General features: G+C 71.7%; 17 protein-coding genes. 12 read left to right on the top strand and 5 right to left on the bottom strand.

Translation table 11 applies throughout. The features are described from left to right. Positions 1-149: 149 nt before the first annotated feature. Both ACIRQ9_RS13015 and ACIRQ9_RS13010 read right to left on the bottom strand, forming a co-directional pair. A complete protein-coding gene (locus ACIRQ9_RS13015) occupies positions 150-1,760 on the bottom strand; it encodes an NADH-ubiquinone oxidoreductase-F iron-sulfur binding region domain-containing protein (RefSeq protein WP_351940256.1) in 1,611 nt (536 codons plus the stop codon). Next, entirely contained in the window at positions 1,757-3,052 is a 1,296-nt protein-coding gene (locus ACIRQ9_RS13010; protein ID WP_404170885.1) for a cytochrome b/b6 domain-containing protein, read from the bottom strand. Before ACIRQ9_RS13010 ends, ACIRQ9_RS13015 begins: the two co-directional genes overlap by 4 nt. 426 nt (positions 3,053-3,478) lie before the next feature. Between ACIRQ9_RS13010 and leuS the strand changes: the two genes are divergently transcribed. The 9 genes from leuS to holA all read left to right on the top strand — a co-directional run bounded on the left by leuS (position 3,479) and on the right by holA (position 15,293). Beyond that, complete coding sequence (leuS, locus tag ACIRQ9_RS13005) at positions 3,479-6,358, top strand: leucine--tRNA ligase (RefSeq protein WP_404170882.1); 2,880 nt, start codon at positions 3,479-3,481, stop codon at positions 6,356-6,358. A 153-nt stretch (positions 6,359-6,511) separates the two neighbouring features. Further along, a complete protein-coding gene (locus ACIRQ9_RS13000; protein ID WP_404170879.1) occupies positions 6,512-7,246 on the top strand; it encodes a hypothetical protein in 735 nt (244 codons plus the stop codon). A 72-nt stretch (positions 7,247-7,318) separates the two neighbouring features. After that, a complete protein-coding gene (locus ACIRQ9_RS12995) occupies positions 7,319-8,164 on the top strand; it encodes a DegV family protein (RefSeq protein WP_404170876.1) in 846 nt (281 codons plus the stop codon). 131 nt (positions 8,165-8,295) lie between these two features. Beyond that, the gene (locus ACIRQ9_RS12990) at positions 8,296-9,399 is read left to right on the top strand and encodes a helix-hairpin-helix domain-containing protein (protein WP_404170873.1); all 1,104 of its coding nucleotides are present in this window, start codon (positions 8,296-8,298) and stop codon (positions 9,397-9,399) included. Continuing rightward, positions 9,396-12,047 (top strand): ComEC/Rec2 family competence protein, encoded by a 2,652-nt coding sequence (locus ACIRQ9_RS12985; RefSeq protein WP_404170870.1) that lies wholly within the window; start codon positions 9,396-9,398, stop codon positions 12,045-12,047. The genes ACIRQ9_RS12990 and ACIRQ9_RS12985 overlap by 4 nt, the downstream gene beginning before the upstream one ends. 13 nt (positions 12,048-12,060) lie before the next feature. Next, entirely contained in the window at positions 12,061-12,897 is an 837-nt protein-coding gene (locus ACIRQ9_RS12980) for an arylamine N-acetyltransferase (protein WP_404170940.1), read from the top strand. Between the two features lie 182 nt (positions 12,898-13,079). Continuing rightward, entirely contained in the window at positions 13,080-13,961 is an 882-nt protein-coding gene (locus ACIRQ9_RS12975; protein ID WP_404170937.1) for a YceI family protein, read from the top strand. Between the two features lie 50 nt (positions 13,962-14,011). Beyond that, positions 14,012-14,257 carry a hypothetical protein gene (locus ACIRQ9_RS12970; protein ID WP_404170867.1) on the top strand — a complete coding sequence of 82 codons (246 nt, stop codon included), beginning with the start codon at positions 14,012-14,014 and terminating at the stop codon, positions 14,255-14,257. Between the two features lie 46 nt (positions 14,258-14,303). Continuing rightward, the gene (gene holA / locus ACIRQ9_RS12965; protein WP_404170864.1) at positions 14,304-15,293 is read left to right on the top strand and encodes a DNA polymerase III subunit delta; all 990 of its coding nucleotides are present in this window, start codon (positions 14,304-14,306) and stop codon (positions 15,291-15,293) included. 242 nt (positions 15,294-15,535) lie between these two features. Here the strand turns inward: holA and rpsT are convergent, their stop codons facing one another. Next, positions 15,536-15,802, bottom strand: a complete 267-nt coding sequence (gene rpsT / locus ACIRQ9_RS12960) for a 30S ribosomal protein S20 (protein ID WP_133041041.1) — start codon at positions 15,800-15,802, stop codon at positions 15,536-15,538. A 220-nt stretch (positions 15,803-16,022) separates the two neighbouring features. Between rpsT and lepA the strand changes: the two genes are divergently transcribed. Then, a complete protein-coding gene (gene lepA / locus ACIRQ9_RS12955; protein ID WP_404170860.1) occupies positions 16,023-17,897 on the top strand; it encodes a translation elongation factor 4 in 1,875 nt (624 codons plus the stop codon). Positions 17,898-18,170: 273 nt separating this feature from the next. Continuing rightward, entirely contained in the window at positions 18,171-20,045 is a 1,875-nt protein-coding gene (locus ACIRQ9_RS12950) for an AMP-dependent synthetase/ligase (protein ID WP_404170857.1), read from the top strand. 11 nt (positions 20,046-20,056) lie between these two features. Here the strand turns inward: ACIRQ9_RS12950 and ACIRQ9_RS12945 are convergent, their stop codons facing one another. Next, positions 20,057-20,653: a two-component system response regulator gene (locus ACIRQ9_RS12945; protein ID WP_404170854.1), complete on the bottom strand. Its 597-nt coding sequence runs from the start codon at positions 20,651-20,653 to the stop codon at positions 20,057-20,059. Continuing rightward, positions 20,650-21,102, bottom strand: a complete 453-nt coding sequence (locus tag ACIRQ9_RS12940; protein WP_404170851.1) for a hypothetical protein — start codon at positions 21,100-21,102, stop codon at positions 20,650-20,652. Before ACIRQ9_RS12940 ends, ACIRQ9_RS12945 begins: the two co-directional genes overlap by 4 nt. Before the next feature lie 102 nt (positions 21,103-21,204). Between ACIRQ9_RS12940 and ACIRQ9_RS12935 the strand changes: the two genes are divergently transcribed. Further along, the gene (locus ACIRQ9_RS12935; RefSeq protein WP_404170848.1) at positions 21,205-23,148 is read left to right on the top strand and encodes a SpoIIE family protein phosphatase; all 1,944 of its coding nucleotides are present in this window, start codon (positions 21,205-21,207) and stop codon (positions 23,146-23,148) included. The last annotated feature ends 8 nt before the right edge of the window (positions 23,149-23,156 follow it).

Genomic DNA, 23,156 nt, shown 5'->3' with positions numbered 1-23,156 from the left:
TTTTGTTGGGCGGGGTCTTTTTGGGGTCGGCGCCGCCCCACGCGGGCGGCCACCACGGAAACACGGGGGGGGGGGCGGGGGGGCCGGGGGGGGGGGGGGGCCCCCCCGGGGGGGGGGGCCCCCCCCCACCACGTGTGGTGCCCGTGTGATCAGCGGCCGAGGGCTCGACGACCGCGGCCCTGCGAGAGGACCGGCAGGTTCTTGGCCGGAGCCTGGGAACGCGTGTCCTCCTCGAGGCGAAGGGCGAGCGCCGGGCAGCGGCGCACCGCGCGTAGCGCCTTGGCCTCCGCGAAGCGCGGCACCTTCGCCTGCGCCACCGTCGGGAAGCCGTCCGCACCCAGTTCGAAGACCTCCGGAAGGATGTCCGCGCACAGACCGTGGCCCCGGCACAGCGTCCAGTCCACGTGGATCTTCTGCCGACTGCCGCCGGCTTCCTCGGGCTCCGCACCGCCGGGGATACCGGTCGGCGTCTTGCCACCCTCGAAGAGCGGCAGAACGCCCTCCACGGGCCGTCCGCAGCCGTTCCCGAGGACGTGCGCGGCCAGGTCGTCGGTGAACGCCTTGATCGTCGACTCCAGGAACATCGCGGAGCCGTCCGGATGCGAGCACGCACCACGCCGTTTGACGTTCTTGGCGACCTGCTTGAGGGCCTCCAGGGCGGCCGGACCGCCGCCGTTGAGGATGTCCTCCATGCCGCGCGCGGCAGCGGGCAGGCCGAGGTAGCAGGGACCGCACTGTCCCGCGCTCTCCTCCGCCAGCCACTGGGCGACCCGCAGCGACTCGCCCAGGGGACAGGTGTCCTGGGTGATCGGCAGGATCGCGCCGGCGCCCAGCGCACCGCCCACCGCGTCCAGCGAGTTGCGGGAGACGATCGCCTCGTTGACCGTGGCCGCGTCGATCCACTTCCCGTGGTAGCCACCGGTCAGCACACCCTGCGGCACCGGCGGGGCGCCGGCCAGCTGCAGGACATAGCGCAGCGGCACGCCCGTGGGCACCTCGATCACCATGGGACGGGCGACCGCACCGGAGACCGTCAGCATGACAGTGCCCGGTTCGTCGTACAGGCCGGTGTTGCCGTAACGCTCCGGGCCGATCCGGGCGGCGATCGCCAACTGCGCGAACGTCTCCGCGTTCGACAGCAGCGTGGGCGCGCCGCCGACACCGTTCTGGGAGGCGCTGGTCTTGCGGCCCGGCGGGATCGCGGGGCCGCCGTCGATCGAACGGACCAGTGACGCGGCGGCACCGGTGACCATGCGGACCGGGTTGCGCTGCACGAACGCCTTCAGGGCCGAACGGCGACCGGTGCTCAGACCGCGCTCGGCGAGCGCCTGCTCCATGGAACGCTGCGTGGACTCCCTGGTGACCCCCACCACGAGCGTGCGGGCGCCCAGCGCCTCGGCGCACAGCAGCGCGCCGTCCAGGATCAGATGCGGGGCACGGTTGATGAGCACCGTGTCCTTGCGGCAGGCCGGCTCGTCCTCGCTGCCGTTGACGACGACCACCGGCCGGACACCGCGTTTGATCGCCGCTTCGGCGACCGACCGCAGTTTCTTGTGGAAGGGGAAGCCCGCGCCGCCGCGACCCTTCAGGTTGATGCGTTCGGAGAGCTGCGCGAGCTGCTCCCCGCCCAAGGGCTCAAGCGGCCCGTGCACCTTGAGGTGCATGGGCAGATCGAGCCTTTCGACAAGGTCGAAACCCGACGTGAGCTGCGGAAGGCCGACCACTCGGACTTCTGGTACGTCGGGCAGGGCCTCGTTCACCTATAGCCTCCGGAAGGCGTGTTCCAAGGTTCGCCCGAACCCGGTGCGTCGTATGAAGCGCCGGGCGCTGGTTCGTTGGCGGGACCGCTGTTGTACGTGTCATTCGAGTTGTACGTGCCATAGCCGGGGTTCGTCTCACCCGTGTCGTACACATCACGTCCACCTGTTCCAGCGGCGCCCGGATTGCCATAGACCGGGATGTTGTATCCGGTGTCCTGGAGCGGGTCGTACGCGGACGGCGGCGCCTCGCCGACCGGCGGCGGCGACGGGACCGGCCAGCTGCCCGAGGTGCTGTTGGGGTCGTCCATGCGCGGGAAGGACTCGGTGGCCTGCAGATCCAGCCGCTCCATGCGGGCGGTCTGACCGGCCGCGAACGGCGACTGGGGCTGTCCCGGCGAAGTGGCACGGTAGGCGGCCGCGAAACCGGAGGCCGGCTCGGCGGAGGGTGTACCGGTCGGGAAGAGCGGATGGGGCTGCGGCGCGGAGGCGCGCGCCCGAGAGGACCTCGGCTCGCGTTCACGGTCGCGACCGCCGTCGTAGCCGGACAGACCCGACTCGCCCATCCGCGCGCGGCTGGCGTCCAGGTCGTCCAGTTCGGGACGCTCCGAGCTGCCCAGAACGGAGACGAGACGGTCGGCGACCTTGCGCTTGAACGGGCGGGGTGCGGCGCGCAGCGCGAGTGCGGCCATCACGCCGACCAGGCAGAGCTCGTACGAGATCATGAAGAAGGGCTTCGCCGCGCGGCCCGCGAACAGACCGTGGATCAGTGCGGCGCACCAGGCCGGGTAGGCCAGCATGTGCATCGCCCGCCAGCGGGCCGCCACCACGGCCGGCGCGGCGAAGTTGCTGCGCAGGGCACCGGTGACGCCAACGAAGATCATCAGCAGTCCGGCCAGCGAGCCGAGCCCGATCAGACCGGCGCTTCCGGTGACGCCGAGGGAGAACGGGATGATCGCGGCGATCACCACGGTGTGATCGAGCGCGATCTTCGTGACGATGTGCACCAGCAGGAACGCGATCGAGGCGACCGCGGTCGTCCGGTGGACCGCCTGTCCGACGATCCGCTGGCGGGTGTTGAGGAAGATGCGGTCCTGTGCGATCAGACCCCAGATCACCGAACAGCTCAGCGAGACGAGCGACAGCACGCCCGCGCCGAAGTTCAGAAACGATTGGAACTGGCTGCCACCGGTCAGCACGACCACGGGTATGAGCAGCAGAACGACAGCAGACGCCACCCCCCAGACCGAACGGCCTGGCTTGGGGAGCGAGCTGTTACTACGACGAGGGTTCATGGGGGCAACTCCGAGCAGTTCGGGAAAGCGGTCCCGGTGCCGCAGCCTAAGTGGCGCCATACCGATCAGTACGAGGTTTGAGTTATTGCGTTGTTACCAAAGGGCAATATGGGTCGCGTGATGCCCCTTAGCGGTTGTTACGCGAAGTAATTTTTGAACCTGGTTCAACTTTCGTCCTGATTGTCGCCTTGGGCGTACGTGTCAACCGTTGATACGTAAGCGCGTCGCGGCTTGCTCAAGCGCTGCGGTACCCTGACGCCATGCGTGCCGTACGCCTTCTGCTTAGCGGGCCGCGCTGATCAGCACCGACCGCCGGACCATACGGCCGGTCGGCATCGGCGCGGCGTCCCCTCCTGTGCGAGGGGATTTTTCGTTTCTAGAAAGTCGCAGCCGCAGGCAGAGACGATCGATGGAGCTTTGAGGATCATGAGCGAGACGAACCCCGCTGCCGCCGCCACGTCGACGGAGGCTGCGCCGCACCGCTACACGGCCGCCCTGGCGGCTGAGATCGAGGCACGCTGGCAGGACTTCTGGGACGCCGACGGCACCTACGCCGCACCCAACCCCAAGGGCGACCTGGCCGGCGACCCCGAGCTCGTCGCCCGGCCCAAGAAGTTCATCATGGACATGTTCCCGTATCCGTCCGGGGCGGGACTGCACGTCGGCCACCCCCTGGGGTACATCGCCACCGACGTCTTCGCCCGCTTCCAGCGGATGAACGGCCACAACGTCCTGCACACCCTGGGCTTCGACGCCTTCGGCCTGCCCGCCGAACAGTACGCGGTGCAGACCGGCACGCACCCCCGCGTCTCCACCGAGTCCAACATCGAGAACATGAAGGCCCAGCTGCGCCGGCTGGGCCTGGGCCACGACAAGCGGCGGTCGTTCGCCACGATCGACCCGGACTACTACAAGTGGACCCAGTGGATCTTCCTGCAGATCTTCAACTCCTGGTATGACGACGAAGCGGACAAGGCCCGCCCGATCTCCGAACTGATCGCCCAGTTCGAGTCCGGTGAGCGCGCCGTACCGGGCCACACGCGCGCGTGGAACGAGCTGACCGCCACCGAGCGCGGCGACGTCCTGGGCGAGTTCCGGCTGGCCTACGCCTCCGACGCACCGGTCAACTGGTGCCCCGGCCTGGGCACCGTGCTGGCCAACGAGGAGGTCACCGCCGACGGGCGCTCCGAGCGCGGCAACTTCCCCGTCTTCAAGGCCAAGCTGCGCCAGTGGAACATGCGCATCACCGCCTACGCCGACCGGCTGCTGGACGACCTGGAGGCGCTGGACTGGCCCGAGGCGATCAAGCTGCAGCAGCGCAACTGGATCGGCCGCTCCGAGGGCGCCCGCGTCGACTTCCCGATCGATGGCGAGAAGATCACCGTCTTCACCACGCGCCCCGACACCCTGTTCGGCGCGACCTACATGGTGCTGGCCCCCGAGCACCCGCTGGTCGACACGTTCGTCCCGGCCGCCTGGCCCGAGGGCACCCACGAGGTGTGGACCGGCGGCCACGCCACGCCCGCCGAGGCCGTGGCCGCGTACCGCGCGCAGGCCGGCGCCAAGTCGGACGTGGAGCGGCAGGCCGAGGCCAAGGACAAGACCGGCGTCTTCACCGGCGCGTACGCGACCAACCCGGTCAACGGCGACAAGGTCCCGGTGTTCATCGCCGACTACGTGCTGATGGGCTACGGCACCGGCGCGATCATGGCCGTCCCGGCCGGCGACCAGCGCGACTTCGAGTTCGCGCGCGCCTTCGAACTGCCGATCGTGTGCATCGTCGAGCCGACCGACGGCCGCGGCACCGACACCTCCACCTGGGAGGACGCCTTCGCCTCCTACGACGCGAAGATCATCAACTCCTCCCACGACGACATCAAGCTGGACGGCCTGCCGGTCGCCGAGGCCAAGGACCGCATCACCGAGTGGCTGGCCCGCAAGGGCATCGGCGAGGGCACGGTCAACTTCCGACTGCGCGACTGGCTGTTCAGCCGCCAGCGCTACTGGGGCGAGCCCTTCCCGATCGTCTACGACGAGGACGGCGTCGCCCACGCGCTGCCCGAGTCGATGCTGCCGCTGGAACTGCCGGAGGTGGAGGACTACTCGCCGCGCACCTTCGACCCGGAGGACGCGGACACCCATCCCGAGACGCCGCTGTCGCGCAACGAGGAATGGGTCAACGTCACCCTGGACCTGGGCGACGGGCCCAAGAAGTACCGCCGCGAGACCAACACCATGCCCAACTGGGCCGGTTCCTGCTGGTACGAGCTGCGCTACCTGGACCCGCACAACGACCGCCAGCTGGTCGACCCGGAGATCGAGCAGTACTGGATGGGCCCGCGCCAGGGCATGCCGCACGGCGGTGTCGACCTGTACGTCGGCGGCGCCGAGCACGCCGTGCTGCACCTGCTGTACGCCCGTTTCTGGTCGAAGGTCCTGTACGACCTGGGACACGTCTCGTCCGCCGAGCCGTTCCACAAGCTGTTCAACCAGGGCATGATCCAGGCCTACGTCTACCGCGACAGCCGCGGCTTCCCGGTGCCCGCCACCGAGGTCGAGGAGCAGGACGGCGCCTACTTCCACCAGGGCGAGAAGGTCACCCGCCTGCTGGGCAAGATGGGCAAGTCCCTGAAGAACGCCGTGACTCCCGACGAGATCTGCGCCGAGTACGGCGCCGACACGCTGCGCCTGTACGAGATGGCGATGGGCCCGCTGGACGTCTCCCGCCCGTGGGACACGCGCGCGGTCGTCGGCCAGTTCCGGCTGCTGCAGCGGCTGTGGCGCGTCATCGTCGACGAGGCGACCGGTGAGGTCACCGTCACCGACGGCGAAGCGGACGACGAGACGCTGCGTGCGCTGCACAAGGCGATCGACGGGGTCCGTCAGGACCTGGAGGGCCTGCGTTTCAACACCGCCATCGCCAAGGTCACCGAGCTGAACAACCACCTGACCAAGGCGGGCGGCGCGGTACCGCGGACGGTCGCCGAGCCGCTGGTGCTGATGATCGCGCCGCTGGCCCCGCACGTCGCCGAGGAACTGTGGCGCAAGCTGGGCCACACCGACTCGGTCGTCCACCGGGACTTCCCCGTCGCCGACCCGGCCTACCTGGTGGACGAGACCGTGACCTGCGTCGTGCAGATCAAGGGCAAGGTCAAGGCACGCCTGGAGGTGCCGCCGGGCATCTCCGAGGACGAGCTGGAGAAGGCCGCGCTGGCCGACGAGAAGGTCGTCGCGGCGCTGGACGGCGCGGGCATCCGCAAGGTGATCGTCCGCGCCCCGAAGCTGGTGAACATCGTCACGGCCTGACGGCCGCGGGCCGCCTCCCCGGCGGCCCCCTACGGGCAGGTTCGGGGTTTTTCTGGAACTCCGGGCCTGCCCTTTGCGTTTACCGTTGAAGAGGGCGGCCGCCCCCGCCGTGCTCGGAAGCGGTCGAGCGACCGGGAGCCGAGGAGGAGCACCGTGGAAACAGTGATCGCCGTATTCGCCGTGCTCTTCCTGCTGTTCGTCGCGGGCGGGGCCTACGTCACCTTCAAGGCCGTCGGCGCCGCCAAGCGCGGTGTGGACCGCACGATCACGCAGGCCCGGCGGACCGTCGAGGACCACACCCTGCGCGCCAAGTCCGTGGTCCAGATCGGTCCGGCCGCCGAGATCGCACAGCTGCGTCTCGCCCTGCGCACCTCGATGCGGGCCACCCAGGACGCGCTGGACGCCGGCGCCGCCGAGGACGAGTCGCTGAAGGAGTCCCTCGCCCTCTTCCAGCGGCTCAGCGTGCACGGGCACGAACTGGACAGCGATCTCAGGCGCCTGGAGGCCGAGCCCGACCGCACCACCCTCGCCGCCCGACTGCCCGACCTGCGGGGGCGCACCACCCGCATCACCGAGTCCGCGGACGCGCTGCGATGGGCGGTGCGCGACCGGGCCCACCGGTTCGCCGACGACGATCTGGACACCCTGAGCACGCAGATCGGCGTCGAGGCGGACGCCCTGCGGCACTGGACCCGTCCCACCCCGGCCTCCGCCTCGGCGTCTTCGCCGTGGCCCGAGGCCGCCGCCGGCCAGGCCGGCCGGCAGACCTGGCCTGAGCCTCCCCGCTCCGCCCCGGACGAGGGTCCGGCACAGCCCGCGATCACCCCGCCCGGCCGCCGTCAGGCCTACCCTTGGCAGAAGAAGCCCCGGCCGGAGAGCACCACTTGAGACGGCCGGTCCTGGTCGGGACGGTCGGGGGCGGGCTGCCGCCCCTGGACTACGCCAGGTAACCTCCAGCTCATGTCCCGCCATGTCGCGATCGTCACCGATTCAACGGCCTACCTGCCGCCGCGGGCGATGGCGCGGCACGGCATCACCGCTGTTCCCCTGACCGTCGTCCTCGGTGACCGGGCTCTCGAAGAGGGCACCGAGATCTCGACCCGTTCCCTGGCCCAGGCGCTGCAGAAGCGGCGCTCCGTCACCACGTCCAGGCCCAGTCCCGAGGTGTTCGCCGAAACGTACCGCAGGGTCGCCGATGCCGGTGCCACCGACATCGTCTCCCTCCACCTGTCCGCCGAACTCTCCGGCACCTACGACGCGGCGGTCGTCGCGGCCCGTGAAGCACCCGTCCCGGTACGGGTGGTGGACACCGGGATGGTCGCCATGGCGCTCGGGTTCTGCGCGCTCGCGGCGGCCGAGGCCGCCGAGGCGGGCGGCACCGCCGACGAGGCGGTCTCGGCGGCGGAGAAACGCGCCGCGGGCACCTCGGCGTACTTCTACGTCGACACCCTCGACTATCTGCGCCGCGGCGGCCGTATCGGCACGGCCCAGGCGCTGCTGGGTTCGGCGCTGGCCGTGAAGCCCCTGCTTCAGCTGGACGGCGGACGGATCGAGCTCCTGGAGAAGGTACGGACGGCGTCCCGGGCCATCGCCCGCCTGGAAGAACTCGCCGCGGAGCGGGCCGGCGGCGCCGAGGTGGACATCGCCGTCCACCATCTCGCCGCCCCCGAGCGGGCCTCCTCCCTCGCCGACCGGCTGCGGGCGAGGGTGCCGGGGCTCGCCGAGCTGCATGTGAGCGAGGTCGGCGCGGTGATCGGCGCGCACACCGGCCCCGGCCTGCTCGGAGCGGTCGTCTCACTGCGGTGACCTGTGGATCACCGGGCGGCCGGCCCGTGGCTCTCACTCGTACGGGTGGTGAAGTTGTCCACAACCGGGCCGCCGTCCACGGAACTTGAGCAAGATCATCGCGGATCGGTGACGAGCCCCATCCTCGTCGCATGGCACTTCGATCACGCTCACACACGACCCATGCGACCAGCGGCCCAGGCAGGGGCCCCACCTCGGACGGCCGGAGCCGGAACCGCCGGCCCGCGGTTCTGCTCCGCGCCCGGCACCGCCCGGCCCCCGCGGAAGAACTCCGCCGCCGGGCGCAGCTGCTCTTCGGCGAACGGGGAGTCACCAGGCCCGGACCGGAACACGGACCCCCGCGCGCGGGAACGGTGACCGGTACCGGTGCGGCGGCCGGACTGACCGCGGCCACCTCCGGGATGCGCGCCGCCGCGTCCGGGGTACGCACCGCCGCGGCCGTCCTGTCCACGGCCGCCGCCGTGATGTCCTCGGCCCGCGTGCTCGGCGACGACAGCAGGGCCCCGCGCCGCCCGGCGCTTCCCGCCCTGCGGACCCGCGTCGGGCTCGCCGTCCGTGAGCGCATGCCGGTGTGGCTGCAGGCCCGCTGCGGGCTGGAGCGCCGGGGCGCGGTCGCGCTCGGCGTGGTCCTCGTCGTCGCCGGCGCCCTGGCCGTGCACCACTTCTGGTCGGGCCGGACCGAGACCGTGAACGCCCCGGAGGTGGTGCGGGCCGAGGCACCCTACGAGAAGAGCGGACAGAAGGTTCCCGCCGAGGCCGGCGACACCACTGCGGCGCCTGCCGGGCCCGCGCGCTCCGGTGGCGAGGTCGTCGTGGATGTCACCGGCAAGGTGCGTGAGCCGGGCGTGCACTCCCTGCCGGCCGGCTCCCGGGTCGCCGACGCGCTGCGGGCGGCGGGCGGGGTACGGCCCGGCACGGACACCGGCGGACTCAACCGCGCCCGTTTTCTGGTCGACGGCGAACAGATCGTCGTCGGGGGCCCCGCCCCGCCGGCCGCTCCGGGGCAGGCGCCAGGCGGTGCCGCTGCGGGAACGGGTCCGTCCGCACCGATCTCCCTGAACACGGCGACCGTGGAGCAGCTCGACGCCCTGCCCGGCGTCGGCCCGGTCCTGGCCCAGCACATCGTCGAGTACCGCACCGCGCACGTCGGATTCCGCTCGGTGGACGAACTCCGCCAGGTCAAGGGCATCGGCGACCGCCGCTTCTCCGACCTGCGGGACCTGGTACGGCCATGAGCACCACGACCGACGAGGCACAGCCGGGCACCAGGACCGTACGCGGGGCCCCGCACGCCCGGTCTGGTGGCCGGCTCGGCACCGCGCACCCCCGGCAGGACGCGGCGGCCGACCTGCGGCTGGTGCCGCCGGCGCTGGCCACCTGGGCGACGGCGGCGCTGACCCTGGACGCGCCGGTCACATGGACGGCCGGAACCGCCGCCGTCTGCCTCGTCGTCGGCCTGGCCCTGCTGTGGCGGAGCCGGGCGAACCGCGGGCCTGGCACGGCGACGGCCGGCCCTCCGGCACCCGCGCCCAGGCTGACGATCGCCGGCGCATCTCCGCACCACCAGCCCGCCGACCCCGTCGCCGACGAGGTCCCGGCCCTCCGACCGGCCTGGCGCCGAGCCTCCGTCGGCGCGCTGCTTCTCTGCGTCGCCGGAGCCGCCGCCTCCGCGGGGCTGCACGGGGCGGACGTGCACCGCGGCCCGGTACCCCGGCTGGCCCGCGCCTACGCAACCGTGACCGTCGAGGTGGATCTCACCGGCGACCCGTGGCTCAGCAGGCCACGGGTGCGCGGAGACCATGCCACTCCGGTCGCCGTGCTGGTGCGCGGCGAGGTACGGCGAGTGGAGAACGACGACGGGACGGCGGTGACGACGCGGTCACCGGTGCTGATGGCCGTCGACCCGGGCGTCCGGGCACCCGGCGGCGGTGGCCGCGCGCAGTGGCTCGGGCTGCTCCCGTCCACACGTCTGCGGGTGAGCGGCCGCCTGGCCCCGGCGACGGCGGGTGGGGACCGGACCGCCGCGATGCTGCGGGTACGGGAGCATCCGGCGCCGGCGGTGGTGGGCGAGCCCAGCGCTCCACAGCGGCTGGCCGGACGGTTGCGGGCAGGGCTGCGGGAGGCGACCGAGGGGCTGCCCGCGGACGCGCGGGCCCTGCTGCCCGGACTGGTCGTCGGCGACACCTCGCGCATCACGCCCGAACTGGACGAAGCATTCGAACAGACCGATCTCGCGCACACCCTCGCGGTCTCCGGCAGCAACCTCACCATCCTGCTCGCCCTGCTCATCGGCCCGCCGGGACTGGCGCAGCAGGTCGAGCGGCGCGGCCTCGCCCCACGCCTGGGACTGTCGCTGCGATCGACCTCCCTGTTCGCGTCCGCACTCACCCTCGGATTCGTGGTCGTGTGCCGGCCGGATCCCAGCGTGCTGCGGGCCGCGGTCTGCGGAGCCGTCGCCCTGCTGGCCCTGGCCACCGGCCGCCGCCGATCCCTGATCCCGGCGCTGGCCACGGCGGTTCTGCTGCTGGTGCTCTACGACCCGTGGCTGGCCCGCAGTTACGGCTTCGTGCTGTCCGTGCTGGCCACCGGAGCGCTGCTGGTGCTGGCGCCCGGCTGGAGCGAGGCGCTGCGACGGCGCCGGGTGCCGGAGCGGCTGGCCGAGGCACTGGGCGCGGCCGCCGCCGCGCAGGCGGTGTGCGCGCCGGTGGTCGTGGTGCTGTCGGCGCGGGTGAGCCTGGTGTCCGTCCCCTGCAATCTGCTGGCCGAGATCGCGGTCGCGCCGGCCACGGTCCTCGGGTTCGCGGCGCTCGCGGCGGCCCCGGTGGCGATGCCGTTCGCCAAGGCGCTGGCCTGGTGCGCGGGTTGGCCGGCCGGATGGATCGCCGGGATCGCCCGGTCCGGGGCCGCGTTGCCGGGCGCGGGAGTGGACTGGCCCGGCAGCTGGGCGGGGGCGCTGCTGCTGGCCGCGGTCACGGTGGTCGTCGTACCGCTCGGACGGCGGGCGCTGCGGCATCCCTGGTGGTGCGGGGCGTTCGCGGTGCTCCTCGCGCTGTTGGTCGTGCGGCCGGCGCCGCTGACCCGGGTGATCACGGGCTGGCCGCCGCCCGGCTGGCGGCTCGCGATGTGCGACGTGGGGCAGGGCGACGCCACGGTGCTCGCCGCGGGCGCCGGCACGGGTGTGGTGGTGGACGCCGGACCCGATCCGGCCCTGGTCGACCACTGCCTGCGGGAACTCGGCATCACCCGCATCCCGCTGGTCGTCCTGACGCACTTCCACGCCGACCACGTCGCCGGGCTGCCCGGGGTGCTGCGCGGGCGGACGGTGGCGCAGATCGAGACCACCGGGTTCGAGGAACCCGCGGAGCAGGCCGAGTTCGTGCGCAGAGAGGCGGCCGAGCACCGGATCCCCGTCACCCGCGCGGTCGCCGGAGAGCGCCGCGCCACCGGTGGGCTGGACTGGCAGGTGCTCTGGCCGCCCCCGGACCCGGTGGCGTCGCCCGACGGCCCGAACGACGCCAGCGTCGCCCTGCTGGTCCGTTCGGCCGGACTGCGGATGCTGCTGCTCGGGGACCTCGAACCGCCGGCCCAGCAGGAGCTGCTGAGATCACCGGCCGCCGCCGAGCTCGCTCGGGTGGACGTGCTGAAGGTGGCCCACCACGGGTCGGCATACCAGGATCCGCGGCTGCTGCGGCTGGCGGCGCCCCGGGTGGCGCTCATCTCGTGCGGGGCGGACAACCCGTACGGGCACCCGGCGCCCGACACGGTGGCGCGGCTGCGGGCCGCGGGGGCGGTCGTGCTGCGGACCGACCGGGACGGTGCGCTCGCCGTGACCGGCGGCCGGACGGGGCGCGGCGCGGGGGAGCTGGCGGTGGCGCGAGACTGAGGGCATGAACTCGCTGAACCCCGCGCAGACCGACGCGTACCTCCGCCGGCTCGGGGCCGCCCGCCCGGCCCGGCCCACCGCCGAGACCCTCCACGATCTGCATCTGAGGCATCTGCGAACCGTGCCCTTCGAGAACCTGTCGATCCACCTCGGCGAGGAGATCGTGCTGACGCCGGAGCGGCTGCTGGACAAGGTGACCAGCGCTGGCCGGGGCGGGTTCTGCTACGAACTCAACGGCGCCTTCTCGGCGTTGCTGGCCGCGCTCGGCTTCGAGGTCACGCTGCTGGCGGCGCGGGTGTACGGGGACGAGGGGCGGCTCGGGATCCCCTACGACCATCTCGCGCTGCGCGTCGGGACGGCGGACGGCAGTGAATGGCTCGCCGATGTCGGGTTCGGGGCGCACAGTCACCGTCCGCTGGCGTTCGCGGAGCGCGGTGAGCAGGAGGATCCGGGTGGCACGTTCCGGATCGCCGGAGCCGGGCCGGACGCGGCGGGCGCCGGGGGAGACGCCCGTGCGGGCACCGGGGATCTGGACGTGCTGCGGAACGGCAAGCCGCAGTACCGGCTGGAGGTCCGGCCGCGCGTCCTCGGGGACTTCGCGGCCGGAGCGTGGTGGCACAGCACCTCGCCGTCGTCCCACTTCACCCGGTCACTGGTGTGTTCCCGGCTCACCGAGGACGGCGGCCGCATCACCCTCGGCGGGCGGACGCTGACGACGACCGCCGCGGACGGGGCGCGCGAGGTACGGGACTTGGAGGGGGACGAAGAGGTACTGGCGGTCTACCGGGAGCGGTTCGGCATCCAACTGGACGGTGTGCCCGCCGTACGGGACGCGTCGGTCACCCGCTGAAACGGCTGATCCGGGCGGTGCGGAAGGCCTCGCCGGCACGGATGCCCCGCCTGCTCCTCGCAGGCGGTTCCGGCGTATCTGCCGGATTCCCGGAATGTGGTCCCGAGTTGCCCCGAAAGCATCTTCGATGATCGAATGTTCCTTCGTCGGTGACGGTGGCGAGGTGCGCAGAGGTGACGTGGATGTTCGGCGGCTTGAGGGGAAACCGGACGAATCGCGCGCAGCGGACGAGTCCCCTCACGGCGGTGCAGACCCCGCCCGACGCCGGAGTGGTGAGCTGCCGGGTGCTCGACCCGGTCGACCAGCCGGTCACGAACGCCGAGTTCACGGTCACCGACACCCTGGGACGCACGGTGGTGAGCGGCGGTGTGGATCCCTATGGCTCGTTCGTGACGGCGGTGCCGGCCGGCGAGTACCGGGTGGCGGTGTCCGCCGAGGGGTTCACGCCGTACCGGGCCGTCACGCAGGTCGCGGAGAACAGCCTCGCCTCGCTCGGTGACGTCACCCTCCAGGCCGCCCGGCCGCCGGAGCTGCCCGCGGCGGGGGACTGGGAGATCGAACCGACGCACTCCTCGATCGCCTTCACCGCGCGGCACATCGGACTGGCGAGGATCCACGGGCGGTTCAACTCGTTCGCGGGCGCGGTACGGATCGGTGATCCCATGGAGCGGTCCGCCCTGCACGTCGTGATCGACGCCGCGACCATCGACACGGGCGTGCGGATGCGGGATGACCATCTGCGGTCGGCGGACTTCCTGGACGTCGTGCGCTTTCCGACATTGGAGTTCTACGGCGACCGGTTCGCCCACCGGGGCGGCTCCCGGTGGGCCGTCACGGGGGCGCTGTCCCTGCACGGCGTGACCCGGACCGTGACGCTCGACACCGAGTACCTGGGCCTCGGCAACGGCATGGAGGGCGAGGTCCGGGCTGCCTGCCGGGCCACGACCGAGCTGCACCGCGACGACTTCACCGTGAGCTGGCAGACGATGCTCGCGCGCGGGATCGCGGTGGTCGGACCGAGTATCCGCGTCGACCTGGACGTGCAGATCGTGCCCAAGGGCTGAGCCGGTCGGGCGCCTCCTCGCCGCCGACGGCCGTGGCCGACAATGGTGCCGTGAGCGATGTGAGACACGTGCTGGTGCTGCCGGACCGCGACGCGGCCGAGGAAGCCGCCGAGGCGCTCGGGGAGCGCTTCGGGATCGGTGAGGAGCCGCGGCTGGTCCGGGACGCGCTGGCGGGGGAGGACGACGCCGAGGACGCCCAGTGGCTGGTGCTGCTGAGGGACGCCGAGGCCCGCCTGGACCCGGCGGCGCTGGACGAGTTCGCCGGCGAGTGGGAGGGATGGCGGGAGGAGCCGTAGTAGGCGCGCGGCGGCGTTGTCAGTGGGCCGTGGGATGCTTGGCGCGATGGCAAAGAAGACCGCTGATGACGATCCGCTCGCCCCGCTGACGCTCGCCGTGGGGCAGGAGGAACTGCTCCTCGACCGCGCCGTGCAGCAGGTGGTGGCCGCCGCCCGGGCCGCCGACGCCGACACGGACGTACGGGACCTCACCCCGGACCAGCTGCAGCCCGGCACGCTCGCCGAGCTGACCAGCCCCTCGCTCTTCGCGGAGCGCAAGGTCGTCGTCGTACGCAACGCGCAGGACCTGTCCGCGGACACGGTCAAGGACGTGAAGGCCTACCTGGCCTCGCCCGCCGAGGAGATCACACTGGTGCTGCTGCACGCCGGCGGCGCCAAGGGCAAGGGGCTGCTGGACGCGGCCCGCAAGGCGGGGGCGCGGGAGATCGCCTGCCCGAAGATGACCAAGCCGGCGGACCGGCTCGCGTTCACCCGCGGAGAGTTCCGCGCGCTGGGACGCTCCGCCACTCCCGAGGCCTGCCAGGCGCTCGTCGACGCCATCGGCAGCGACCTGCGGGAACTGGCCTCCGCCGTGACCCAGCTCGCCGCCGACGTCGAGGGCACCATCGACGAGGCCGTCGTCGGGCGCTACTACACCGGGCGCGCCGAGGCGTCGAGCTTCACCGTCGCCGACCGGGCCGTGGAGGGGCGTACGGCGGAGGCGCTGGAGGCGTTGCGCTGGTCGCTGGCGACCGGGGTGGCCCCGGTGCTGATCACCAGTGCGCTGGCGCAGGGTGTGCGGGCGATCGGGAAGCTGTCGGGCGCGCGCGGCGGACGGCCGGCGGATCTCGCTCGGGAGCTCGGAATGCCGCCCTGGAAGATCGACCGGGTGCGGCAGCAGATGCGTGGCTGGACGCCCGACGGGGTCGCGGTGGCGCTGCGGGCCGTCGCCGAGGCCGACGCGGGAGTCAAGGGCGGCGGAGACGATCCGGAGTACGCCCTGGAGAAGGCCGTGGTGACCATCGCGCGGGCGGCCCGCTCACGCGGCCGGAGCTGACCTCCGGACCGGAGCGAAGGGGCCTGGGTGACGCGGGCGGCGAGCCGCCGTGGAACGGGGCGCGCCCGGAATGCCGGAAGCCCCGGCGGTCTCCCTGGGGAAGGGGGACGTGCCGGGGCATCGGTTCAAGCTTTTCGAGCCCGTTCCCGCGTGGCGAACGCAGGCCGCGAACAGGCTCTGGGGGCCGTCAGGGGGCGGATGAGAGAGGGCCCGCCCGGATCCTTCCGGCTTCGTATCAAGTGTCAGCCCTGGAGGGACGCGACCTTGGAAGCGAGCGCCGACTTCTTGTTGGCGGCCTGGTTCTTGTGGATGACGCCCTTGGAGACGGCCTTGTCGAGCTGACGCGCGGCAGCGCGCTGGTACTCGGTGGCCTTCTCGACGTCACCCGCGGCAGCGGCCTCACGGGCCTTGCGGATCGCGGTCTTCAGGGAGGACTTGACGGCCTTGTTGCGCAGCCGAGCCTTCTCGTTGGTCTTGATCCGCTTGATCTGGGACTTGATGTTCGCCACGAATGAGCCTTTTCAGGTTCTGGTCCGGAACCACGCGGATCCCGTACCGATGAATTCTTGAGAGGTGCCTCGCGCTGAGAGGGCATGAGACACAGCTGCCCAGACTAGCAGCGGGGCGGGGGACGGCCCAAACCGGTCCCTGGTCCCCTGTCGTGGGACCATGGAGGCTACGTATCGATCCGACCCGAGGCACAAGGCGCCTCAAGAGACAGGACCCTGCGTGCCCGCGACCCCAAACAATGTGCCCGAGCCGAGCCGTACCGACCCGGCGCTGATCCGCAATTTCTGCATCATCGCGCACATCGACCACGGCAAGTCCACGCTCGCCGACCGGATGCTCCAGCTGACCGGTGTGGTCGAGCAGCGGCAGATGCGTGCTCAGTACCTCGACCGGATGGACATCGAGCGCGAGCGCGGCATCACGATCAAATCCCAGGCGGTGCGTCTGCCCTGGGCCCCTACCGAGGGCCCCGACCAGGGCAGCACGCACATCCTCAACATGATCGACACCCCGGGGCACGTCGACTTCACCTACGAGGTCTCGCGGTCGCTGGCGGCCTGCGAGGGGACCGTCCTCCTCGTCGACGCCGCCCAGGGCATCGAGGCGCAGACCCTCGCCAACCTCTACCTGGCGATGGAGAACGACCTCACGATCATCCCCGTGCTCAACAAGATCGACCTGCCGGCCGCGCAGCCCGAGAAGTTCGCCGAGGAACTGGCGAACCTGGTCGGCTGCGACCCGGACGACGTGCTGCGGGTCTCCGCGAAGACCGGTGTCGGCGTCGACGCGCTGCTGAACAGGGTCGTCAAGGAGGTCCCGGCGCCGGTCGGTGTCGCCGACGCCCCCGCCCGCGCGATGATCTTCGACTCGGTCTACGACTCCTACCGCGGTGTCGTCACCTACGTCCGTGTCATCGACGGCCAGCTCAACAAGCGCGAGCGCATCAGGATGATGTCGACCGGCGCCACCCACGAGCTGCTGGAGATCGGCACGAACTCGCCCGAGATGCTGGGCGCCGACGGCCTCGGCGTCGGCGAGGTGGGCTATCTGATCACCGGCGTGAAGGACGTCCGCCAGTCCAAGGTCGGTGACACCGTCACCAGCCAGAACAAGGGCGCCACGGAGGCCCTCGGCGGCTACAAGGACCCGAAGCCGATGGTCTTCTCCGGTCTGTATCCGCTGGACGGCTCCGACTATCCGGAGCTGCGCGAGGCCCTCGACAAGCTCCAGCTCAACGACGCCGCGCTCGTCTACGAGCCGGAGACGTCCGCCGCCCTCGGTTTCGGCTTCCGCGTCGGCTTCCTCGGCCTGCTGCACCTGGACGTCATCCGGGAACGGCTGGAGCGCGAGTTCGGGCTCGATCTCATCGCGACCGCCCCGAACGTGGTCTACCGCGTCGTGATGGAGGACGGCAGCGAGCACACGGTCACCAATCCGAGCGAATTCCCCGAGGGGAAGATCGGCGAGGTGTACGAGCCGGTCGTGCGCGCCACCATCCTGGCGCCGAGCGAGTTCATCGGCTCGATCATGGAACTGTGCCAGACCCGGCGCGGCACCCTGCTCGGCATGGACTACCTCTCCGAGGACCGCGTCGAGATCCGGTACACGCTGCCGCTCGCGGAGATCGTCTTCGACTTCTTCGACCAGCTGAAGTCGAAGACGCGCGGATACGCGTCGCTGGACTACGAGCCCACCGGCGAGCAGACGTCCAGCCTGGTCAAGGTCGACATCCTGCTGCACGGCGACAAGGTGGACGCCTTCTCGGCGATCACGCACAAGGACGCGGCGTACGCGTACGGCGTGCGGCTGGTCGCCAAGCTGCGCGAGCTCATCCCCCGGCAGGCCTTCGAGGTGCCCATCCAGGCCGCCATCGGCTCCCGGGTGATCGCCCGCGAGACCATCCGCGCCATCCGCAAGGACGTCCTCGCCAAGTGCTACGGCGGCGACATCTCCCGTAAGCGCAAGCTGCTGGAGAAGCAGAAGGAAGGCAAGAAGCGGATGAAGATGGTGGGTTCCGTGGAGGTTCCGCAGGAGGCCTTCATCGCGGTCCTCAGCAGCGATGACAACGCGGGATCGGCCAAGAGCAAGAAGTGACCACCGGTAACATCCGGCCGCGGCCGTAAAACGGGTGCAACAGGGGTCCGCGGTACGAAAGTGCGTCGGGCCCCTACGCGTGCGTAGGGTCGCTCTCGGTGGAACATGCGGGAAAACAGACAGGCCGGGGCCCCTTACGTACGGGCCGGTCGCGGCTTACTCTGATCCCTGCTCGATAGTTACTCACGAGTTAAACAAGTAGTCCGTACCGCACCGTGAGTGACCCCAGCCGCACTGAGCCAGCCGCACCGTCGCGGGCCCCCGGAGGATGTCGTGAGTGACACGCAGACACTGATCGAGAACCGTCCGCCGTCTGTGGCGGCCCTCTTCCTGGAGCGTGTGGCGGCCACACCGGACGCCGAGGCCTACCGGTACCCGGTGCCCGCCGCCTCCGGCGAGGGCCCGGACGAATGGAAGTCGCTGACCTGGGCGCAGGCCGCCGAACGCGTCTACGCGATCGCCGCCGGACTCATCGAACTCGGCATCCAGCCCGAGCAGCGCGTCGCTCTCGCCTCCTCCACGCGCGTCGAGTGGATCCTCGCCGACCTCGGCATCCTGTGCGCGGGGGCGGCCACCACGACCGTCTACCCGCAGACCAACGCGGAGGAGTCGGCGTTCATCCTGTCCGACTCCGGCAGCCGGGTGCTGATCGCCGAGGACGCGGCACAGGTCGCCAAGGCCCTGGAGAAGCGCGCGGAACTCCCCGAGCTCATCCGGATCGTCGTCATCGACCCGGCCGGCCCGGAGACGGGCGAGGGGGTCATCAGCCTGGCCGAGCTGGAGAAGCGCGGCGCCGAGTACCTGGAGGAACACCCCGAGCTGATCAAGGAGCGGGTCGGGGCGATCACCAAGGAACAGCTCGCCACGCTCATCTACACCTCCGGCACCACCGGCCGTCCCAAGGGTGTACGGCTGCCGCAGGACAACTGGTCGTACATGGCGAAGGCGATCGCCGCGACCGGCCTGATCGGCACCGACGACGTGCAGTACCTGTGGCTGCCGCTCGCCCACGTCTTCGGCAAGGTGCTCACCTCCGGGCAGATCGAGGTCGGACACGTCACGGCCGTCGACGGCCGCGTCGACAAGATCATCGAGAACCTGCCGATCGTGCAGCCCACCTACATGGCCGCCGTACCGCGCATCTTCGAGAAGGTCTACAACGGCGTCGCCGCCAAGGCCCGCGCCGGCGGTGCGGCCAAGTACAAGATCTTCCAGTGGGCGGCCGACGTCGCCCGCGAGTACGCCAAGGTCACCCAGGACAACTTCCGCCGCACCGGTGCCGCGACCGCGCCGTTCGCGCTGGCCGCCAAGCACAAGGTCGCCGACGGGCTCGTCTACTCCAAGCTGCGCGAGGCCTTCGGCGGACGGCTGCGGGCCTGTGTCTCGGGCTCGGCCGCGCTGGCACCCGAGATCGGCTACTTCTTCGCCGGCGCCGGTGTGCACGTCCTGGAAGGCTACGGACTGACGGAGTCCTCCGCCGCGTCCCTGGTCAACCCGGGCGAGGCCTACCGCACCGGCACGGTCGGCAAGCCGCTGCCCGGCTGCGAGGTGCGCATCGCCGACGACGGGGAGATCCTGCTCCGCGGACCCGGCATCATGGAGGGCTACCACGGCCTGCCCGAGAAGACGGCCGAGGTCCTGGAGGCCGACGGATGGTTCCACACCGGTGACATCGGTGAACTGTCCCCCGACGGCTATCTGCGGATCACCGACCGCAAGAAGGACCTCATCAAGACGTCCGGCGGCAAGTACATCGCGCCCGCCGAGGTCGAGGGACAGTTCAAGGCGGTCTGCCCGTACGTCTCCAACATCCTCGTGCACGGCGCCGACCGGAACTTCTGCACCGCCCTGATCGCCCTCGACGAGGCCGCGATCCTGGAATGGGCCAAGGAGAACGGCCTGGAGGGCAAGTCCTACGCCGAGGTCGTGGCGGCGCCGGCGACCGTCGAGATGGTCGACGGTTACGTCAAGCAGCTCAACGAGGGCCTGCAGCGCTGGCAGACCATCAAGAAGTTCCGGCTGCTGCCCCGGGACCTGGACGTGGAGCACGGGGAGATCACGCCGAGCCTGAAGGTGAAGAGGCCGGTGGTGGAGCGGGGCTACAAGCACCTCATCGACGAGATGTACGCGGGGACGCGCGAGGCGTAGCGGCCGCGCCGTCAGGTTCCGGCGCGCGGGGGCTGGTCGCGCGGCCCTCCGCGCCCCCGCGGCCTGATCAGCCGGCGCAGCTCGCCGACCTCGGCCCGCAGGGCCGCCGCGTCCGGCGGGCCGTCTTGCGACAGGTGGTCCTCCAGGACCGCCAGACGGGTGCTCAACTCGCCGAAGTCCGCCTGTTCCCGGGTCAGCAGGGTCTGCAGCTGCTGGTTCTTCCTGTGCAGCTCCAGGAACACGTTGACCTTCGCCCGCAGCACCCACGGGTCGAAGGGTTTCGTCAGATAGTCCGCCGCGCCCGTGGCATAGCCGCGGAAGGCGTATCCGGCGCCCTCCTCGGCTCCCGTCAGGAAGATGATCGGGACGTCCTTGGTCTGGTCGAGGCGTTTGATGTTCGCGGCCGTCTCGAAGCCGTCCATGCCCGGCATGCGGATGTCCAGGAGGACGACGGCGAAGCGGCCGCGCAGCAGGGCCTTCATCGCCTCCTCGCCGGAACGCGCGCGCACCATCGGCTCGTTCAGGGATCCCAGTACGGCCTCCAGTGCGGTCAGGTTGTCCTCCATGTCGTCGACCAGGAGGATGCCGGCCCGCTCGTCAGTGGTCATCGCCCCGTCCGTTCCCTGGTGGCGGCCGCGTCGTCCTGCGCGCCGTCGGGGTCCAGGCGTGCGAGCGTGGACGTCGAGCCCCTGCCCTGTTCGCCCGCCGCGACGACACGGCCGCCGGGCAGGCCCGCGATCTCGCGGCTGACGGACAGGCCGAGGCCGGTGCCGCCGTACTCGCGGCCGGCCGAGACGCGTTCGTCGAGGCGGCCGTGGCGCACCAGCTCCCGTTTCACGCGCTGCACCTCGGTGGTGAAGTGCACGCTGCGGTCCATGATCTGGTGGAAGACCGCCGCGAGTTCGCCGACGATCCCCTCCCCGCTCTCCGGCGCCTTCGGGAAGTCGCCGTCGCGGGCGGCGGTCGTCGCGGCGAGCGGTGGGCGCAGCTCGGATGCTCGGAGTTGGTGCGGTTTCTGTCCGTCTTCGAGCACACGCGTAGCACGGTTCTCACTCATGGCGGCCCACTTCGGTAACTCGGTGCTTATGGGCGCAGTCAGTCTGTCACTCTGTCCGCATCGACCGGGATGCATTCGTCCGAACTGCTCGGGGAGCTCGACATGGGGGCCATACCCACGCAACGGGAGACCGTCTCCCGGGTCCGTGAGGCGCCTGCGCACCACGAGGCGCCCGCGCACGAGGTCGCGGGCGCGTACGCGCAGGGGCGCGCGACCCTGCCCGGCAGCCCCCTCGCGCCGGGCTCCGCCCGCGCGCTGGTGCGCGCCAGCGTCGACGAGTGGACGGACTGCGGCCTGCTGGAGCCGGGACAGCGGGTCGCCGAGGACGCCATGGTCGTCGTCAGCGAACTGGTCACCAACGCCGTCGTGCACGCCGGCACCGACGTCGAGGTCGACTGGTGGCTGGAGGAGACGCGGCAGGAGACGGCGTTCGTCGTCGAGGTCACCGACCACCATCCCTCCCGCGCCCCGCGCGACCATCCGGGCGAGACGCCGTACGAGACGCCGGAGTACGGGCGCGGGCTGCGCCTGGTCGCCTCGCTCGCGGAGTCCTGGGGCGTCACCTACCGCATCGGCGCGAAGACGGTGTGGGCCCGCCTGACCGGCCGGGGCGGCACGCTCCCGGACGAGCAGGAGCTGAAGGTGGCCGAGATCCTCGCGCCGGAGCCTCCCGCGCACCCCTCCGCGCCGGAGCGCGGCTGCCTGAGGCGTTCGGACCGGGACCGGGACTGGCTGGACAGGGGCGCGCTGTCCTTCCTCGCCGAGGCCTCCGACCTGCTCGCCGGGCAGCTCGACGAGAACCTGGTGGCCGCGTTGACCGGCCAGCTGATCGTGCCGCGGCTGGCGGACTGGTGCGCGGTGTGGCTGGAGGACGAGTCGACCGTGCGGCCCGGCGGCCACGGCGAGGCGAACGGCGCGGGCGGGCCGCGCCTGGCCCGGGTGTGGCACGGCAGCGAGAACCGCATCGAGGACCTGCGCCGGGCGCTGGAGAAGGACCCGCCGTGCGTGACGGGCGGCCTGCGGTCGGGGCCCGAGCCGTATCCCTGGCCCGGCGAGGCGCTCGGCGGCCCGCAGGGAGCGGTCGGCTCGGCGCTCGCCTACCGGCTGATCGCCGGCGGACGTCCGCTCGGCACGCTGGTGATCGGGCGCCTGGGGCCGGCCGGTTTCCCGGACGAGATCACCGGCCTGGTGGAGGACTTCGGCCGCCGGGTGGCGCTCGCCATCGGCGCGGCCCGCCAGTACGCCCGGCAGGCCACCATCAGCGCCGTCCTGCAGCGCGGGCTGCTGCCCGGCGCGGTCGCCGAGATCCCGGGCATGCGCAGCGCCCTGGTCTACGAGCCCTGCGACAAGGGCGGTCCCAGCGGTGACTTCTACGACCTCTTCCCGGCCGGCGACGGCCGCTGGTGCTTCGCCGTCGGCGACGTGCAGGGCAAGGGTCCCGAGGCCGCGGTCGTGATCGGTCTGGCCCGGCCCTGGCTGCGGCTGCTCGCCCGCGAGGGCTACCGGGTCGCGGACGTCCTGGACCGGCTCAACCAGCTCCTCCTGGACGACGCCACCGAGGCCGCGGACGCCGCCGCACGCGCGCTGGTCGCCGCCGGCGGCCGCGCGGTGCCGCCGGGCGACGGTCCGCAGACACGTTTCCTTTCGCTCCTGTACGGCGAGCTGACGCCGCTGGAGGCGGGCGGGGTCCGCTGCACCCTGGCCTCCGCCGGACATCCGCTGCCGCTGCTCCTCGGTCCCGGCGGCGAGGTCCGCACCGCGGCCCGGCCGCAGACCCTGCTCGGCGTCGTGGAGGACGAGACGTACACCAGCGAGACCATCGAGCTCGGGCCCGGCGACAGCCTGCTGTGCGTGACCGACGGGGTCACCGAGCGCCGCTCGGGCTCCCGGCAGTTCGACGACGGCGACGGGCTCGCGCGGGCGCTCGCGGGCTGCACGGGCCTGAGCGCCGAGCTGATCGCCGAGCGCATCCGACGGCTCGTGCACGAGTTCGGCGGCGGCCAGCCGGCGGACGATCTCGCGCTGCTCGTCCTGCAGGCCGAGTGAGCCCGGCG

It is taken from the genome of Streptomyces sp. NPDC101237 (genome assembly GCF_044767465.1).
Lineage (GTDB): Bacteria > Actinomycetota > Actinomycetes > Streptomycetales > Streptomycetaceae > Streptomyces > Streptomyces gramineus.
Note: the sequence above shows the minus strand (reverse complement) of the source record. Positions and strands in the feature narration are given on the sequence as shown.

Bases quoted from the DNA above. Each gene is read 5' to 3' on its own strand.
- ACIRQ9_RS13010 (WP_404170885.1), bottom strand. From the start codon at position 3,052: ATGAACCCTCGTCGTAGTAACAGCTCGCTCCCCAAGCCAGGCCGTTCG.
- leuS (WP_404170882.1), top strand. From the start codon at position 3,479: ATGAGCGAGACGAACCCCGCTGCCGCCGCCACGTCGACGGAGGCTGCG.
- ACIRQ9_RS12995 (WP_404170876.1), top strand. From the start codon at position 7,319: ATGTCCCGCCATGTCGCGATCGTCACCGATTCAACGGCCTACCTGCCG.
- ACIRQ9_RS12990 (WP_404170873.1), top strand. From the start codon at position 8,296: ATGGCACTTCGATCACGCTCACACACGACCCATGCGACCAGCGGCCCA.
- ACIRQ9_RS12985 (WP_404170870.1), top strand. From the start codon at position 9,396: ATGAGCACCACGACCGACGAGGCACAGCCGGGCACCAGGACCGTACGC.
- ACIRQ9_RS12975 (WP_404170937.1), top strand. From the start codon at position 13,080: ATGTTCGGCGGCTTGAGGGGAAACCGGACGAATCGCGCGCAGCGGACG.
- holA (WP_404170864.1), top strand. From the start codon at position 14,304: ATGGCAAAGAAGACCGCTGATGACGATCCGCTCGCCCCGCTGACGCTC.
- ACIRQ9_RS12945 (WP_404170854.1), bottom strand. From the start codon at position 20,653: ATGACCACTGACGAGCGGGCCGGCATCCTCCTGGTCGACGACATGGAG.
- ACIRQ9_RS12940 (WP_404170851.1), bottom strand. From the start codon at position 21,102: ATGAGTGAGAACCGTGCTACGCGTGTGCTCGAAGACGGACAGAAACCG.
- ACIRQ9_RS12935 (WP_404170848.1), top strand. From the start codon at position 21,205: ATGGGGGCCATACCCACGCAACGGGAGACCGTCTCCCGGGTCCGTGAG.